19 protein-coding genes are annotated in these 14,627 nt (G+C 63.3%); 10 read left to right on the top strand and 9 right to left on the bottom strand.

Annotated elements, in window-relative coordinates:
* The first annotated feature begins 18 nt into the window (after nucleotides 1-18).
* Nucleotides 19-360 (top strand): zinc ribbon domain-containing protein YjdM, encoded by a 342-nt coding sequence (locus VF769_RS01640; protein ID WP_331006623.1) that lies wholly within the window; start codon nucleotides 19-21, stop codon nucleotides 358-360.
* On the opposite strand, the gene VF769_RS01635 is transcribed toward VF769_RS01640, so the two are convergent.
* The 4 genes from VF769_RS01635 to VF769_RS01620 are packed head-to-tail and all read right to left on the bottom strand — an operon-like array spanning nucleotide 357 to nucleotide 3,194.
* Entirely contained in the window at nucleotides 357-1,412 is a 1,056-nt protein-coding gene (locus VF769_RS01635; RefSeq protein WP_414731755.1) for a glycerophosphodiester phosphodiesterase, read from the bottom strand. The genes VF769_RS01640 and VF769_RS01635 overlap by 4 nt on opposite strands.
* Entirely contained in the window at nucleotides 1,409-1,798 is a 390-nt protein-coding gene (locus tag VF769_RS01630; protein WP_331006621.1) for a DUF5367 family protein, read from the bottom strand. The genes VF769_RS01635 and VF769_RS01630 overlap by 4 nt, the downstream gene beginning before the upstream one ends.
* Nucleotides 1,795-2,058 (bottom strand): hypothetical protein, encoded by a 264-nt coding sequence (locus tag VF769_RS01625; RefSeq protein WP_331006620.1) that lies wholly within the window; start codon nucleotides 2,056-2,058, stop codon nucleotides 1,795-1,797. Before VF769_RS01625 ends, VF769_RS01630 begins: the two co-directional genes overlap by 4 nt.
* The gene (locus VF769_RS01620) at nucleotides 2,055-3,194 is read right to left on the bottom strand and encodes an acyl-CoA dehydrogenase family protein (protein WP_331006619.1); all 1,140 of its coding nucleotides are present in this window, start codon (nucleotides 3,192-3,194) and stop codon (nucleotides 2,055-2,057) included. The genes VF769_RS01625 and VF769_RS01620 overlap by 4 nt, the downstream gene beginning before the upstream one ends.
* A gap of 128 nt (nucleotides 3,195-3,322) precedes the next feature.
* On the opposite strand from VF769_RS01620, the gene VF769_RS01615 reads away from it, so the two are divergent.
* The 3 genes from VF769_RS01615 (at nucleotide 3,323) to VF769_RS01605 (ending at nucleotide 4,947) form a co-directional block, all read left to right on the top strand.
* A complete protein-coding gene (locus tag VF769_RS01615; RefSeq protein WP_331006618.1) occupies nucleotides 3,323-3,583 on the top strand; it encodes a hypothetical protein in 261 nt (86 codons plus the stop codon).
* 71 nt (nucleotides 3,584-3,654) lie between these two features.
* Nucleotides 3,655-3,906 (top strand): hypothetical protein, encoded by a 252-nt coding sequence (locus VF769_RS01610; protein WP_331006617.1) that lies wholly within the window; start codon nucleotides 3,655-3,657, stop codon nucleotides 3,904-3,906.
* A 141-nt stretch (nucleotides 3,907-4,047) separates the two neighbouring features.
* Nucleotides 4,048-4,947, top strand: a complete 900-nt coding sequence (locus VF769_RS01605) for a DMT family transporter (RefSeq protein WP_331006616.1) — start codon at nucleotides 4,048-4,050, stop codon at nucleotides 4,945-4,947.
* 39 nt (nucleotides 4,948-4,986) lie between these two features.
* On the opposite strand, the gene VF769_RS01600 is transcribed toward VF769_RS01605, so the two are convergent.
* Nucleotides 4,987-5,376, bottom strand: coding sequence for a DUF4168 domain-containing protein (locus VF769_RS01600; protein WP_331006615.1), 390 nt, complete (start codon nucleotides 5,374-5,376; stop codon nucleotides 4,987-4,989).
* 100 nt (nucleotides 5,377-5,476) lie between these two features.
* Nucleotides 5,477-5,902, bottom strand: coding sequence for a MarR family winged helix-turn-helix transcriptional regulator (locus tag VF769_RS01595; protein ID WP_331006614.1), 426 nt, complete (start codon nucleotides 5,900-5,902; stop codon nucleotides 5,477-5,479).
* A gap of 94 nt (nucleotides 5,903-5,996) precedes the next feature.
* Here VF769_RS01595 and hppD point away from each other — a divergent pair, with 94 nt between their 5' ends.
* The 5 genes from hppD (at nucleotide 5,997) to VF769_RS01570 (ending at nucleotide 10,549) form a co-directional block, all read left to right on the top strand.
* Nucleotides 5,997-7,070: a 4-hydroxyphenylpyruvate dioxygenase gene (gene hppD / locus VF769_RS01590; protein ID WP_331006613.1), complete on the top strand. Its 1,074-nt coding sequence runs from the start codon at nucleotides 5,997-5,999 to the stop codon at nucleotides 7,068-7,070.
* 150 nt (nucleotides 7,071-7,220) lie between these two features.
* Nucleotides 7,221-8,255 carry an isoaspartyl peptidase/L-asparaginase gene (locus tag VF769_RS01585; protein WP_349258076.1) on the top strand — a complete coding sequence of 345 codons (1,035 nt, stop codon included), beginning with the start codon at nucleotides 7,221-7,223 and terminating at the stop codon, nucleotides 8,253-8,255.
* Nucleotides 8,256-8,259: 4 nt separating this feature from the next.
* Nucleotides 8,260-8,826, top strand: coding sequence for a VOC family protein (locus VF769_RS01580; protein WP_331006611.1), 567 nt, complete (start codon nucleotides 8,260-8,262; stop codon nucleotides 8,824-8,826).
* A gap of 68 nt (nucleotides 8,827-8,894) precedes the next feature.
* Nucleotides 8,895-9,545 carry a maleylacetoacetate isomerase gene (gene maiA / locus VF769_RS01575; protein ID WP_331006610.1) on the top strand — a complete coding sequence of 217 codons (651 nt, stop codon included), beginning with the start codon at nucleotides 8,895-8,897 and terminating at the stop codon, nucleotides 9,543-9,545.
* The gene (locus VF769_RS01570; RefSeq protein WP_331006609.1) at nucleotides 9,542-10,549 is read left to right on the top strand and encodes a fumarylacetoacetate hydrolase family protein; all 1,008 of its coding nucleotides are present in this window, start codon (nucleotides 9,542-9,544) and stop codon (nucleotides 10,547-10,549) included. The genes maiA and VF769_RS01570 overlap by 4 nt, the downstream gene beginning before the upstream one ends.
* 12 nt (nucleotides 10,550-10,561) lie before the next feature.
* Here the strand turns inward: VF769_RS01570 and VF769_RS01565 are convergent, their stop codons facing one another.
* Both VF769_RS01565 and VF769_RS01560 read right to left on the bottom strand, forming a co-directional pair.
* The gene (locus VF769_RS01565) at nucleotides 10,562-12,142 is read right to left on the bottom strand and encodes a methyl-accepting chemotaxis protein (protein ID WP_331006608.1); all 1,581 of its coding nucleotides are present in this window, start codon (nucleotides 12,140-12,142) and stop codon (nucleotides 10,562-10,564) included.
* A complete protein-coding gene (locus tag VF769_RS01560; protein ID WP_331006607.1) occupies nucleotides 12,135-12,488 on the bottom strand; it encodes a hypothetical protein in 354 nt (117 codons plus the stop codon). Before VF769_RS01560 ends, VF769_RS01565 begins: the two co-directional genes overlap by 8 nt.
* 41 nt (nucleotides 12,489-12,529) lie before the next feature.
* Here VF769_RS01560 and VF769_RS01555 point away from each other — a divergent pair, with 41 nt between their 5' ends.
* Nucleotides 12,530-14,005, top strand: coding sequence for a M20/M25/M40 family metallo-hydrolase (locus tag VF769_RS01555; protein ID WP_331006606.1), 1,476 nt, complete (start codon nucleotides 12,530-12,532; stop codon nucleotides 14,003-14,005).
* Nucleotides 14,006-14,078: 73 nt separating this feature from the next.
* Here the strand turns inward: VF769_RS01555 and thpR are convergent, their stop codons facing one another.
* Nucleotides 14,079-14,627 carry an RNA 2',3'-cyclic phosphodiesterase gene (gene thpR, locus VF769_RS01550; RefSeq protein WP_331006605.1) on the bottom strand — a complete coding sequence of 183 codons (549 nt, stop codon included), beginning with the start codon at nucleotides 14,625-14,627 and terminating at the stop codon, nucleotides 14,079-14,081.

The raw sequence follows: 14,627 nt of genomic DNA, 5'->3' as shown, positions 1-14,627 counted from the left end.
GTTCCCTTAACAAACGCCATGAGCACGCTGCCGCCATGTCCGAATTGTGCGTCCACTCTGACGTACGAAGACCCGCCGCTCTTCATCTGCCCCGAATGCGCGCACGAATGGTCGGCCGATGCTGCAAGCGCCGCGCCCGATTCCGACGCGCCGATCCGGGACGCCAACGGCCAAGTGCTCGCCGACGGCGACACCGTCGTCATCATCAAGGACCTGAAGGTCAAAGGCGCCTCGCAGGCGCTGAAAGTCGGGACCAAGGTCAAGAACATCCGCCTCGTCGGCGGCGATCACGACATCGATTGCCGCATCGATGGCTTCGGCGCGATGAAGCTCAAATCCGAATTCGTGCGCAAGGTTTAGCCCAGCGCAGCGACTGCAGCCGCTGGATCGTCGCTGAACACGCCGTCGACGCCCGCCGCGATGAAGGTCCGGATCTCGCTCTCCGTATCGCCACGCATAGCGAGATAAGCCGGTGACGAGGCGTCGCCGCGACGCAAATTGGTCGGCAGGAAGTAATTTTCTGGCCGCATCGTCCACGGGTGCACAACGAGGTTCGCAGCGTGGGCGCGCCGCACGAGATCAGTCGGCGGCGCCATCAGATTGTTGACGTCACGCGGAATGATGAGGGACTTCTCCGGCCCCAGCCCGCGCGCGTATTCAGCGATCCGACGCAAACCCTCATCGCTCAACATCTGCGCATAGCTCAGATCGCGCCGATCCCACGGCCCGCCTTCGGACGAGACAAGTTGCACACATTGCCAACGAAGTGACGACATCTGCGCCAGGAGCGGCAACGGCCAGATCTCGAAGCATTGCACGAACAAGCGATCGGCCACCCGCTGCCCGCCTGCTTCACGCACCGCGGCGATGAACGCGGGCACGGGATCGAGGCCCTGTTCACGCAGAAACGTCGGATGCTTCAATTCGGGATAGACGCCGACATTGTGCTCCGCCGCGAGCGCCAGCACGTCGGCGAACGTCGGAACCTCTTCCTGGCCGTTATAGGCCATATTGGCTTGGCGCAATTGCGGAAGCCGCTCGATGCAGCGCAAGGTCTTTAGTTCGGCGAGCGTGAAATCTTCCACCCACCAGCCGGTCGCGGTGACGCCATCGACCACCTTCTCCTTGCGGCGATCGGCGAATTCCGCGCGCTGCACTACATCGGTCGTGCCGGAGATCTCATTCTCGTGCCGACACACCAGCACGCCGTCCTTGGTCATCACCAAATCCGGCTCGATGAAATCGGCGCCCTGCGCAATCGCCAACCGGTATGCGGCGAGTGTGTGCTCGGGCCTGAACGCACTGGCGCCGCGATGGGCGATCACGATGGGGCGTGTGGCGGCGGCTGGTTGAGTCATGGTTGCGCATCCTGCGAGCGCAACTGCGCCCAACACGACATCGCGTCGCCTCATACGCGCTCGTCCTGCGGCGCGAGTTTCGTCGTGAACAGCCCCATGAAGAGAATGGAGGCGCCAAAAAGAAGCGACCATGCGCCGAAGGTGGCGTCGAGCGTGGCGTCGAGATTGGGGAATGCGGTCGGAAATTCGTGGGTCAGGAAACCGTTGAGCAGCAGCACCGGCAGCGCCAGCCCAATCGACGCCTCCCCCTCATCGCCGGAGGCTTCCCCCAACAATTTGAGAAAAATGAGCGCACAGACAACGCCGACTACCGGGGCCGAAAGGAACGTGATCAGCCGCAGGCCTTCGTCAGGCAGGAAGAAGTACTGCCCGCCAAACCGAAACGCGGCGGCAACCAACAGCCAAAGCAAGAAGCCGAGCCCCATTGCGCGCATGATCATGATTGCGTCCCTCCAGTGTCGCGCAGCGCCATCAATTTTGTGACGACCTCGCGCAGCTTTTCGTCCGAAACAGGGCAGCCAATGGTGTCCGCTGCCGTGACGCGGAGATAGTCCGCGACCATCTCGCGCGGCTTGCGCTCAATCAAGAGCCGCACGACGTGCGGCGCATAATCATCATACTCATCCGCCGGCACGCCGCATCCGATCGGATCCCAGTCTTCCCAGAGGATTTTCCGCACCGAACGGAAGTCGACGCTCATGCCTTCAACATCTCGCGCGAGATAATCACGCGCATGATCTCGTTGGTGCCCTCCAAGATGCGGTGCACGCGCAGATCGCGGACGATGCGTTCGACTTCGTAATCGGCCAGATAGCCGTAGCCGCCATGCAGCTGCAGCGCCTGGTCGGCGACTTTGAACGCTGTGTCGGTCACGAAGCGCTTCGCCATGGCGCAATGCTTCGACGCATCCGGCGCTTTGGCGTCCAGCTTTCGCGCCGCCGCGTGCAGCAAGGCGCGCGCTGCGGCAAGCTCCGTTTCCATATCCGCCAACACGAATTGCGTGTTCTGGAAATCGGCGATCGGCTTACCGAATTGCTTGCGCTCCTTCACGTAGTGCAGCGCGCGATCCAACGCGTCCTGCGCCCCGCCCAAGGCGCACGCGGCGATATTCAAGCGCCCGCCGTCAAGCCCCTTCATCGCATATTTGAAGCCTTCGCCTTCAGGGCCGACGCGATTCTCCGCCGGCACGTGGCAATCCTCGAAATTCACGATCGCAGTCGGCTGCGCGCGCCAGCCCATCTTGTCTTCGGCCTTGCCGAACGAAAGCCCCTTGGTCCCGTTCTCCACCAAAAGCGTCGATACACCCTTCGGCCCGTCATCGCCGGTGCGGCACATCAGAACGTAGAGATCGGAAAAGCCCGCGCCCGAGATGAATGCCTTCGCGCCGTTGACGACATAGTGCGCATTGCCATTCGGCTTTGCGCTGGTGCGCAATGCGGCGGCGTCCGAACCTGAACCCGGTTCGGTCAAGCAATAGGATGCAATCGTCTGCATCGTTGTCAGCTTCGGCAGCCAATGCGCGCGTTGCTCAGCATTGGCGAAGCTGTCGATCATCCACGCGCACATATTGTGGATCGACAAGAACGCCGCCGTCGAAATGCAGCCGCGCGACAGCTCTTCGAAGATCAACGCCGCATCGAGGCGCGTGAGCCCCGAGCCGCCATGCTCCTCGCCGACATAAATGCCGGCAAAGCCCAGCCCCGCGAGTTCCTGCAACACACCGCGATCGAGGCCCTCTTCTTCCCAGCGCGCCGCGTTCGGACGCAATTTTTCCTGCGCAAACGCGCGCGCGGTCTCGACAATAAGTTGTTGGTCTTCCGTGAGTTCGGCGGACATTGTTCCCTCGTTGCCCGCCTTATAGCCTTCCGTTGCCGCAATTCCAGCGTTCCGAGACAGGAACCGTCCGCACCCTCAGGTGTTTGGGTGTGCCGCCCGGCGCTCGGGGGCGCGAAATGGAGACAATTATGCGTAAGACTATCGCCACGGCGATTGCGGCGGCCGCGATGCTGAGCTTGGCCGCGTGCGGCGAGAACAACGCGGAGCAATCCGGCGAAAATCTCGATTCCGCCATCGAAGAAGCGACGCAAGGCAGCGAAAACCTGGGCGACGGCCCGCTCGAACAAGCTGGCGAGTCGATCGATGAAGCCACCGGCAACGAACAGAACAATGATCTCAGCGACGCCGTGAACGACGCGACCGACGGCGACGCCAGCACCAATCCGTAAGGAACCGTGTTCTGTGCAACACGTTGATTGACCCGGCGGCGCACGCCGTCGGAGACCAACAGGAGATTCCAATGTTGAAGTCCTTGCTGGCCGCGACCGCGGCAGCGGCTCTGCTCAGCGTCGCCGCCTGCGGCCAAGGCGCGAACGAGGAAGCGGGCGAAGCGGCCGACACCGCTTACGAACAATCCACCACCGGCACGACTGACCTGGGCCAAGGCCCAATGGAAGAAGCCGGCGAAGCGGTCGACGAGGCCACCGAAGGGGCGCCGTCCGGTACGACGCCGACCACGCCCCCGGCTGAATCGCCGACAACGACTCCGTAACGCGATCCTCGATCACGTTGCCGCAACACCCTTCGCGCCCTCGGCGCGGAGGGTGTTTTTGCATGCGGGCGCCACCGAAGTCTAAATAGCGATTGCCCCCGCCCCGACACTGCGTCACAACCCCCGGCCCCGGGAGTTCCCATGTTTAGCCGCTTGCCGCCGGCGCTTGTGTTGACGGGCGCGATTATCGCCGGCTCGGCGATGGACGCGACAATCAAGTTTCTAACGCTAACCAACCACGTGCTTTTGGTGGCGTTCGGTCGTTACCTGTTTGGCGCCTTATTCTCGTATGCGATCTGGCGCCGTAGCGGCGCGCCCGTGATCACAAAGGAGATGTGGCGCGCCCACGGCCTACGCGGCTTCGTCATTGCTGCGTGCGCTGTCCTATTTTTCTGGTCGCTCAGCATTCTCCCCCTCGCCGAGGCGGTCACACTTTCTTTCATCTATCCGCTGCTCGCGCCATTCGTCGCGGCGCTCATCTTGAAGGAGCGGATTCGGCCCTCGAGCATGATCTGCGCGATCATCGGTTTCGCCGGCGTGATCATCGCCATGCAGGGCGCCCCCACCGCCGCGGAATCGCCGCAACACGCTATCGGCGTCGCCGCGGTTCTCGTCTCGGCAGGCTTCTTCTCAATCGCCATGGTGCTGCTGCGCGAGCGCGCGCAGAAGGACGGCGCGCCGATTGTGGGCCTCATGACCAGCCTCGTCCCCGGCATTATCCTGGCGATCCCCACGCTCCTCGTCGCCACGCCGCCGACGCTCGGCGACTGGCCCTTCTTCCTTCAATTGGGCGCGCTCGCGGCTGTGTTCATGTACCTGATGGCGCAGGCCTATGCGCGCGCCGAGGCGCAGCAACTCGCGCCAATCCACTACACTGAATTGCTTTGGGCCAGCGCGATCGGCTTCATCGTATTTCAGGAAACGCCGCGTCCGGAGATCTACGCCGGCGCCGCCCTGATCGTCGCTGCGTGTTTGTACGCCGCCTATGACGAGCGGCGCCTCTCGCGCATCAAGACAACTAGCGAAGTGGCCCCCGAATGAGACTCCGGGCGCTGCGACGCAACGCCCGAAGTTCAACGCCTAGTTTGAGGTCGGCGGCGCCTCCGGCGCAGCCGGCGCCGTATGCGATCCGCGCGCCGCAGTCACGCGCGCTTGCAGCGCCGTATCGGTCTGGGCCTGCGTGGCGATGGCGTTGTAGGTATTCGCGTCCAGATTATGCCGCTGCAGAATCGCGCGAATTTGCGTTGCGGCTTGCGTCCGCTGTTCTGGCGTCGCGTTGGCGAGGCGCTGCGAGATCGGATCAATCTCCGTGCTCGCCGCTGCAAACGCGTGGACTTGCGCATCGGTGAATGTCGCTGCTGCCGCCGATTGCGCTGGCGCTGTTTGCGTCTGCGCACTCGCCAAATTCGGCGCGGCCATGCCGAGCGCAGCCACAAGCGCGGCCGCGCCGAACCATGAAGATCGCGTCATAGATTGTACTCCTCGCTACGCCCCATCCAGCGCAGGGGGGACGCGTGAGCGGCGCAACAGTTCCGGCGAATCTTGTGAAAGCACAGTAAGTTCCGGGAACTCACAATTTGCTTGCGGCCGCGAGCAAGCGGTCAAGCAGCGCGTCAAGTTGCTCGCGTTCCTTCGCGGAGAGCGCGCGCAACAATTTGTCTTCGCTCTCCAGAGCGATCGGCGCGATGCGCGCATGTAAGCTTTCCCCAAGCGTGGTCAGCGAAAGAATTTGGCGCCGTGCATCGCCCGCATCCGCGCGCGCCTGCACGCGCTTGGCCGCCACCAGCCGCGCCACCGCACGCGAGACCGCGACCTTGTCCATTTCCGTCGCCTCGGCGATTTCCTTGGCGGTCAAAAGCGGCGTACGCCCGAGAACCGCGATGACGCGCCACTCGGGAATGGAAAGATCAAACGCCTTCGCATAACGCGCCGCAATCGCCCGGCTGATCCGGTTCGACAAAATGGACAGCCGGTATGGAAGGAAATCTTCCAGCACCAAGAGCTCGGCCGGGCTCGGTTTCCGCTTTGCGCTTGCCATTGGTTACAGATGAAACTAAATCGGGAGAAACGCAAGCTTTCGAGGAAACATCATGGCCGATTTGTTCGAGAATCCGATCGGGACCGATGGATTTGAGTTCGTCGAATTCACCTCGCCCGAACCAGAAAAGCTTGCCGCGTATTTCGAGCAGATCGGCTTCACCGCCGTCGGCAAGCACCGCTCCAAGAACGTCATTCGCTACAAGCAGAACGATATCAATTTCATTCTGAACATGGAGCCGAGCGGCCAAGCGGCTGATTTCCGCGCTCAACACGGCCCCTCGGCGAACGCCATGGCGTTTCGCGTCCGCGACGCCAAGCATGCGTTCGAGGAGGCGGTGAAGCGCGGCGCCGAGCCGGTCGAAGGCAAAGTGGGCCCGATGGAGCTCAACATCCCCGCCATCAAAGGCATCGGCGGCGCCTACATCTATCTGGTCGATCGCTATGGCGCGCAAAGCATCTACGATATCGACTTCAAGCCGATCGAGGGCGCCGATGAATCCAAGAACAGCATCGGCCTCACCTATCTCGATCACCTCACGCACAACGTCTTTCGCGGCAACATGAAGACGTGGGCTGATTATTACGAGCGCATCTTCAATTTCCGCGAAATCCGCTATTTCGACATCGAAGGCAAAGTCACGGGCCTCTTCTCCAAGGCGATGACCAGCCCTGACGGCAAAATCCGCATCCCGCTCAATGAATCAAAGGGCGAGGAAGGTAAAGTCGATCAGATCGAGGAATATCTGCAGCGCTACCGGGGCGAAGGCATTCAGCACCTCGCGTTCGGCACGGACAATCTCTACGACGTTGTCGATCGACTGCGCGCGCGCGGCGTTGAGCTGCAGGACACGATCGACACCTATTTCGACCTCATCGATCAGCGCCTCCCCGGCCACGGCGAACCCGTCGAGGAATTGCGGAAGCGCCGCATTCTTCTCGACGGCGCGCCGAGCGAAGGCCAAGGCTTGCTGTTGCAGATTTTCGGCAAGGATGCGGTCGGTCCGATCTTCTTCGAATTCATCCAACGCAAGGGCAATGAAGGCTTCGGCGAAGGCAATTTCAAAGCCCTCTTCGAATCCATCGAACTCGACCAAATCCGCCGGGGCGTGTTGAAGGCGAGCTAACTATTTGTCCTCCCCGCTTTGCGGGGAGGTGGCGAGCAGAGCGAGCCGGAGGGGCGCGTGAACATTCCAAAGAACAACGTCCCCCTCAGTCTCCACGCTACGCGTGTCGACAGCTCCCCCGCGCGCGGGGGAGCATTGCTAGTTGCGCTGCTGGCTGTGTTACTATCAGCCTGCGCCACCACACCACCCCCCGCGCCGCGCTGGTCCATCATCGTGCATGGCGGCGCAGGCGTGATCGAGCGCGCGAACCTGACACCGGAAGTAGAAGCCCAATATCGCGCGGCTATGCAGCGCGCACTCGACACCGGCGGCGCCATTCTCGACCGCGGCGGCTCATCGCTCGATGCGGTCGAAGCCGTTATCCAGGAAATGGAGGACGATCCGCTCTTCAACGCAGGTCGCGGCGCGGTCTTCACCGCGGAAGGCCGCAACGAACTCGACGCGTCGATCATGGACGGACGCACCCGCGCCGCAGGCGCCGTTGCAGGCCTCACCCGCACGCGCCACCCCATCAGCGCCGCCCGCGCCGTGATGGAGCATAGCCCGCACGTCATGCTGATCGGCGAAGGCGCCGAAGCCTTCGCGCGCACGCAAAATCTCGAACACGTTGATCCCTCCTTCTTCTTCACCGAGCGCCGCTGGCAGCAGCTCGAACAAAACCTGCAGCGCAACAATCTGCCGATTCCACAACGCCCCGCCGGCGCACCGCCGCAACGTGAAGCGCGCACGACATGGCCGGACGATCACCAATTCGGCACGGTCGGCGTTGTTGCGCGCGACACGCATGGCGACATCGCCGCCGGCACCTCAACAGGCGGCACCACTGGCAAACGCTGGGGCCGTGTCGGCGATGCGCCGATCATTGGCGCAGGCACCTACGCGCAGAACGGCGTTTGCGGCGTCAGCGCCACCGGTACAGGCGAATTCTTCATTCGCGTCGGCGTCGCCCGCGATATCTGCGCGCGCATGGAATTCAACGGCGAGAGCGCGCAAGAAGCGGCCGACCACGTCATCATGGAAGTCGGCGCGCTCACCAATGCACGCGGCGAAGCCGGCGATGGCGGCGTGATCGTTCTGGACGGCGAGGGCCGCCCCGCTTGGGCCATGAACACGCCCGGCATGTACCGCGCGTCGCTTCAGGCGGGAGGCGAACCGATCGTGCAAATTTTCGCAGACGAGGATTAGCGCCATGCCCATAACCAACGGCATCCATCACGTCGCCTATCGCTGCAAGGACGCCAAGCAGACTGTCGAATTCTATCGCGACGTCTTCGACATGGATTACACGACCGCATTCGCCGAAGATCACGTGCCGTCCACGGGCGAATACGATCCGTACATGCACGTCTTTCTCGACGCTGGCGGGGGCAATGTGCTCGCGTTCTTCGAGCTGCCGCAACAGAAAGAAATGGGCCGCGACGAGAACACGCCGGCCTGGGTTCAGCACATCGCCTTTCGCGTGAACAGCATGGATGAGCTGCTCGCGGCGAAGGCGCGCGCCGAAGCTAAGGGGCTCGACGTGCTCGGCCCCACCGATCACGGCATCTTCAAATCGATCTATTTCTTTGATCCCAACGGCCATCGCTTGGAACTCACCGCCGACACCGGCACACCGGAGGAATTGGCCGAGCTGAAGCGCGTCGCGCCCGACATGCTCGAAGAATGGAGCCGCACCAAGAAGGCCCCGCAACACGCCGCCTGGCTCCACGAAAAAGCCCGCGCCGCGCACGCGGCGAAATCACGGCTCGGCGAGTAATCCTCGCTATCGAGAACAAGCGGGGCTTTGTGCTTTCGCGTTCGGCGAAGGAGGCGTAAGACGATCAAATGTTCCAGCTCTACGATTATTGGCGCTCTTCAGCCGCTTATCGCGTTCGCATCGGGCTCAATCTCAAGGGCGTCAGCTACGAGAACATACCGGTCAACATCTTGCCGGGAATCGATGAGCAGATGCGCGAGCCGTATCGCTCGAAGAACCCGCAAATGCGCGTGCCCGCGCTCGACACGCCGCAAGGTTTGCTCACGCAATCGGTTGCGATCCTGGAATGGCTCGATCAGACACATCCCGAGCCGCGCTTTCTGCCGGCCGATCCCTGGCAAGCGGCGCAAGTGCGCGCCTTCGCGTTCGCCATCGCCTGCGACATCCACCCGCTCAACAACACGAGCGTGATCACCCGCATCAAATTGGAATTCAGCGCCGACGACGATCACGTCGGCGAATGGTATCGCCATTGGGTGAAACTTGGTTTCGCCGCGCTTGAGCATCAGGCCGCCAGCTTCCCCAACACGCCCTACGTGTTCGGCGACACGCCGTCGCTGGCCGATATTCTGCTTGTGCCGCAAATGGCCAATGCGCGCCGCTACAAAACCGACCTCTCGCCCTTCCCGCGCCTCGTCGCTTGGGATGAAAACGCGCGCAAACATCCGGCCTTCGCCAAGGCCGCGCCGGAAAACCAAAAGGACGCGGTGAAATCATGAAACTCGCATCGCTCCGCCACGGCCGTGACGGCAAACTCGTCGTCGTGTCCGACGATCTCGCCTGGTGCGCGCATGCCGGCCCCGAAGTGCCGACGCTGCAAGCCGCGCTCGACGATTGGACGCACGCAGAACCGCGGTTGCGCACACTGCACGAAGGCGTCAACGCGGGCACGATACTCCGCGAACGCTTCCACGAGCGTGAAGCCGCATCGCCCCTGCCGCGCGCCTATCAATGGGCCGACGGCTCGGCCTACGTGAACCATGTCGCCCTGGTGCGTCAGGCGCGCGGCGCCAAGATGCCGGAGAGTTTCTGGACTGATCCGCTCATGTACCAAGGCGGCAGCGATTCATTCCTCGGCCCACGCGATGCGATCCCGCTGCGCGACGAAGCCTGGGGCTGCGATCTCGAAGCGGAAGTCGCCGTGATCGTCGATGATTGCGAGGCCGGCATCAGCGCCGATGACGCGCGCAAACGCATCCGCCTCGTCATGCTCGTCAATGACGTCAGCCTGCGCAATCTCATTCCGGCCGAGTTGGAAAAAGGCTTCGGCTTCTTCCAATCCAAGCCCGCCTCGGCCTTTTCGCCCGTCGCAGTCACGCCAGACGCGCTCGGCGATGCATGGCGCGACGGCAAATTGCACTTGCCGATGCATGTGACATTGAACGGCAAAGCCTTTGGCGCCGCGAACGCCGGCGAAGACATGACTTTCGATTTTGGCCAATTGATCGCACATGCCGCCAAGACGCGTGACCTTGTCGCCGGCACCATCATCGGCTCCGGCACCGTTTCCAATCGCGGCCCCGACGGCGGCCCTGGCAAGCCAGTCAGCGAAGGCGGGCGCGGCTATTCCTGCATCGCCGAGCAACGCATGATCGAGACGATCCAGACCGGCAAGCCGAGCACGAGCTTCCTCAAACACGGAGACCGCGTCGAGATCGAAATGCGCGACGCCAAGGGTCATTCGATTTTCGGCCGCATCGAGCAGGAAGTGGTGCGGATCTAATCCCGCCGCGCCTTATGACGCGCGGCGCAGCGCCGTGTCGGCGATGCGGAACCTGCCGACTTTCTGCGCCAGCCCCATCGCCTCCTCAGAGAGCGCGTGGCTCGCCGCAGCCGATTGCTCCACCATGGCGGCGTTGCTCTGGGTCACGCGGTCCATCTCGTCAACGGCCGCGTTGACCTCCCCGAGCCCCGACGATTGCTGCGCGATCGAGTCGGCGATGCCTTGCACCAGACCGTCGATCTCGCTCACGCTCGCGGCGATGCGCGTGAGCGCCTCGCCAGTCTGGCCGACGAGGCCCACGCCGGCGCCTACGAGCGCTTCCGACGACTGGATCAATTGCTTGATGTCGCGCGCCGCACTGGCCGAGCGCTGCGCCAGCGCCCGCACTTCGGTGGCGACTACCGCAAAACCTCGACCGGCTTCGCCGGCGCGCGCCGCCTCAACGCCCGCGTTCAGCGCCAGCAGATTGGTCTGGAATGCGATCTCGTCGATCACGCCGATGATCTGCGCAATCTGCTTGGACGAGTCCTCGATGGCGCGCATGGCGTCGATCGCTTCGACGACCACGCCGCTGCTCTTGTCCGCGTCGCCCCGCGCCGCGCGCATCGCTTCCGCGACCTTGTGCGCCCCTTCCGCGGTGCGGCGGACATTGGCGGTAATCTCGTCCAGCGCTGCCGAGGATTGCTCCAGGCTCGCCGCCTGCCCCTCGGTGCGCCGCGACATCTCGCCTGTAGCCTGGCTGATGTCGCCCGCGCCGGAGCGTATCGTATCAACCGCGCCGGCCAGTTCGCTCATGGTCTGCTTCAATTGCAGCACTGCGGCGTTAAAGTCCTGGCGCAGTTTCTCATAGCCCGACGGGAATTGTGCGGTGATCTGGGCGGTCAAATCGCCTTGCGCCAGACGCTCAAGCGCGGTCGCCAAACGCGCCACCACGTCGGCCTGCTCGTCTTCAATCCGCTTTTGCAGCGCCGCGCGCTCGGCGGCGGCCTGTTGTTCGGCGATCCGCGCGCTGGCCTCCGCCGCCTGCGCCTTGTCCGCCGCCGCACGCGCGGCTTCGGCGCGTTCCAGTGTTTCGGCGGTCGCCGCGAACATGCCGCTGATATTGTGCGCCACGCCCATCAAGATCACCGCTTCGATGACCAGGATGACGGCGTGCACGACCACGCGCCAGAAATCGCCACCGCCCGGAAACACCGCCGCCGGAATGAGAAAATTCAGCGTCAAATGATGCACGGCGACGACGCCGGCGCCTGCAAGAATGGCACGCCAATCGCAGAAAATCGTGAGCACCGCCAGCGCGGCGAAATACGCCATGTGCATGTCAATCTGCCAGGCATGACCGGCGTGCGCGGCCACCAGCAGCGAAACTTGCGCCATCAGCGCCGCCGACGCGCACAAGCGCCCCGCTTCGCCGCTCGCAAAGCGCATCACCAGCGTAGCGAACGCCGCCACGCACGCCCCGGCGATGCCGAGCCCGAGCCAGGCGCCATCGAGCAAATACGCGGCGACGCCGATGATCGGTACGAACAGCCAGTTGGCAGCGTTCACCAATTGCGCGCCAAATACGCGCTGGTCGGCTAGGGTCTTAAACATTGTTTTGATCCAAGGGTTCGACGCAGAGTCCGGTCAAAGTGGGGTTGAGCTGCAGGAGCGCGCCGGCCGCGTTGAGCCGCGACGGCAAATGATCGTCATCGGCGACGACGACCACCACATTGCGCGCGCCGCCTATCGCCGCTATCGCACCGGCGTCGCGCGCGGCCTCGAGTATGCGTGCTTGCGACCACCAGGGCGGAAACACCGCCGCGATCTGACGCGGCGTGCGTGGTCCGGCTTCGAACGCCACCGCCGCACCCAAACTCGCGAACGTCAGCGCAAGCGCGGGCGCAAACGTTAGCAAGAGCTTGCGCGCGCGTGACGCGGGATGGACGGAGCTGCTCATGCAGAATCCATGCACATGGCGCGGTTAATGGCCGGTTCTCTATGCCGACACCCATTTTGGGTCAGACGTTGCGGCGCGCTCAGAACTTGTTCATTCATGGCGCAACGGAGGTGCTGATGATGAGGATTTTGGCGATCGCTGCGACCACAATGAGCGCGCTTTTGCTCGGCGCCGCCACCGCACAGGAGCCGTCGCCCGAGCGCGCCGCCTTCCGTGCAATTTATGAAGAATTGGTCGAGATCGATTCTTCTCCCTCTACGGGCTCCTGCACCCGCGCCGCTGAAGCCATGCTCACTCACTTGCGTGATGCAGGCTTCTCCGAGGCCGACGCGCGGGTCATCGTCCCCGACGGCGCCCCGGACGACGGCAACCTGGTCGCGCAAATCCGCGGCACATCGCGTCAGCGTGCGCTTCTATTGCTTGCCCATATCGACGTGGTCGACGCCCGCCGCGAAGACTGGGAGCGCGATCCGTTCACGCTCTACGAAGAGGACGGCTATTTCTACGGCCGCGGCGTGGCGGACGATAAGGCCATGGCCGCCGTGTTCGTCGACATGCTGGTGCGCATGCGCCGCGAAAATTATCGCCCGCGCCGCAGCATTCGCATGGCGCTGACCTGTGGCGAGGAAACCTCCAACCGCGTCAATGGCGTGGATTATCTGCTGCGCAACCATCGCCCATGGCTGCAAGCCGATTTCGCAATCAACGAAGGCGCCGGCGGCATTCTCGACGTCAACGGACGTCCAATTGCGCTCAACATCCAGGCCGGTGAGAAAATCCACCAGGTGATGACTCTCACCGTCATCAATCCCGGCGGCCATTCTTCACGGCCTGTTCCGGAGAACGCGATTTATCGGTTGAGCAATGGCCTCAACCGTCTCGCCACACACCAGTTTCCTGTCGAGCTGAATGAGGTCACCCGCACCTTCTTCGAACGCATGGCGCCCATTGTCGGCGGCGAGATGGGCGCGGCGATGGCCGCTATCGCCCGCGACCCCAACGACGCGCAAGCGGCCGCCACGCTGGCGCGCGATCCAAGCTTCAACGCCATGATGCGCACCACCTGCGTCGCCACCCAACTGGACGCCGGTCACGCGCCGAACGCCTTACCGCAACGCGCTATGGCGACGCTCTCCTGCCGCGTCTTGCAGGGCCACACGCCGGAAGAGGTGCAAGCCGATTTGCGGCGCGCACTTGGCGACGATCAGATCGAGGTCGCCATCGTGCGCCGACGCGACGGCTCAAGCCCACCGCGTCTTACGCGCGAGATCATGGCGCCCGTCGAGCGCGCCGCCGCGCGCCTGTGGCCTAACACGCCGATCGTGCCGACCATGACGGTCGGCGCCACCGACGGCCGCTTCCTCAACAATGCTGGTATTCCAACCTATGGCATGAGCGGCATGTTCTCGGCCCCCGGCGAAAACAACGCGCATGGCCTCAACGAAAAGATCCGAGTCCAATCCGTGTACGAGGGTCGCGACTTTCTTGAATCTCTCGTACGCGATTATGCGCGCTGACCGAGCCACATAGTGCGTGACACCGCGGCGCCGACGCCCGAAACGCCGGCCCCTGCTCGCCCCTCGCAAAGAGCTAACCGCGCAACGGGTATTCCGCCTCAAGCCTGTAAAGGCTCGGGGCGGATTTGCGTGTGAAGCTTGAATAAAGCCCGAACCGCTCCACGCGAAACGACGGTGTCTGAAACAACGCAAAACGCTGCTCGAACCCCTGTACACGATCGAGCGGCGCATTGCTCAGATACGCCAGCGTCACGTGCGGCTTGAACGCGCGCGGCTCGGGTTTGAGTTTCGCACGTCGCGCCGCGCGTTCGCAATCCGCTGCCAATCGCTTCAATGGCTCGCTATCCGTCACGCCGATCCACAGCGTGTGCGGATCGGCGCCGCCGAACGCGCCTGCGCTTTTCAACGCGATCTCGAACGGTGCGTTATTCTCCGCGATCGCCGCCAATTCGGCGTCGATATCGTCCGCCACCGGCTCCGCGACTTCGCCAAAGAATCGCAACGTAAGATGCAAGTTTTCACGCGGCCGCCATTTCGCGCCGCCAATACCTTTCTGGAGCGGCAAAAGCCGCTCGGCGATATCGTCGGGAAGATCGAGGGCGGCGAAGAGGCGAAGGCTCAT

Origin of the sequence: Vitreimonas sp. (genome assembly GCF_036392335.1) — a bacterium.
GTDB lineage: Bacteria > Pseudomonadota > Alphaproteobacteria > Caulobacterales > Aquidulcibacteraceae > Vitreimonas.
Note: the sequence above shows the minus strand (reverse complement) of the source record. Positions and strands in the feature narration are given on the sequence as shown.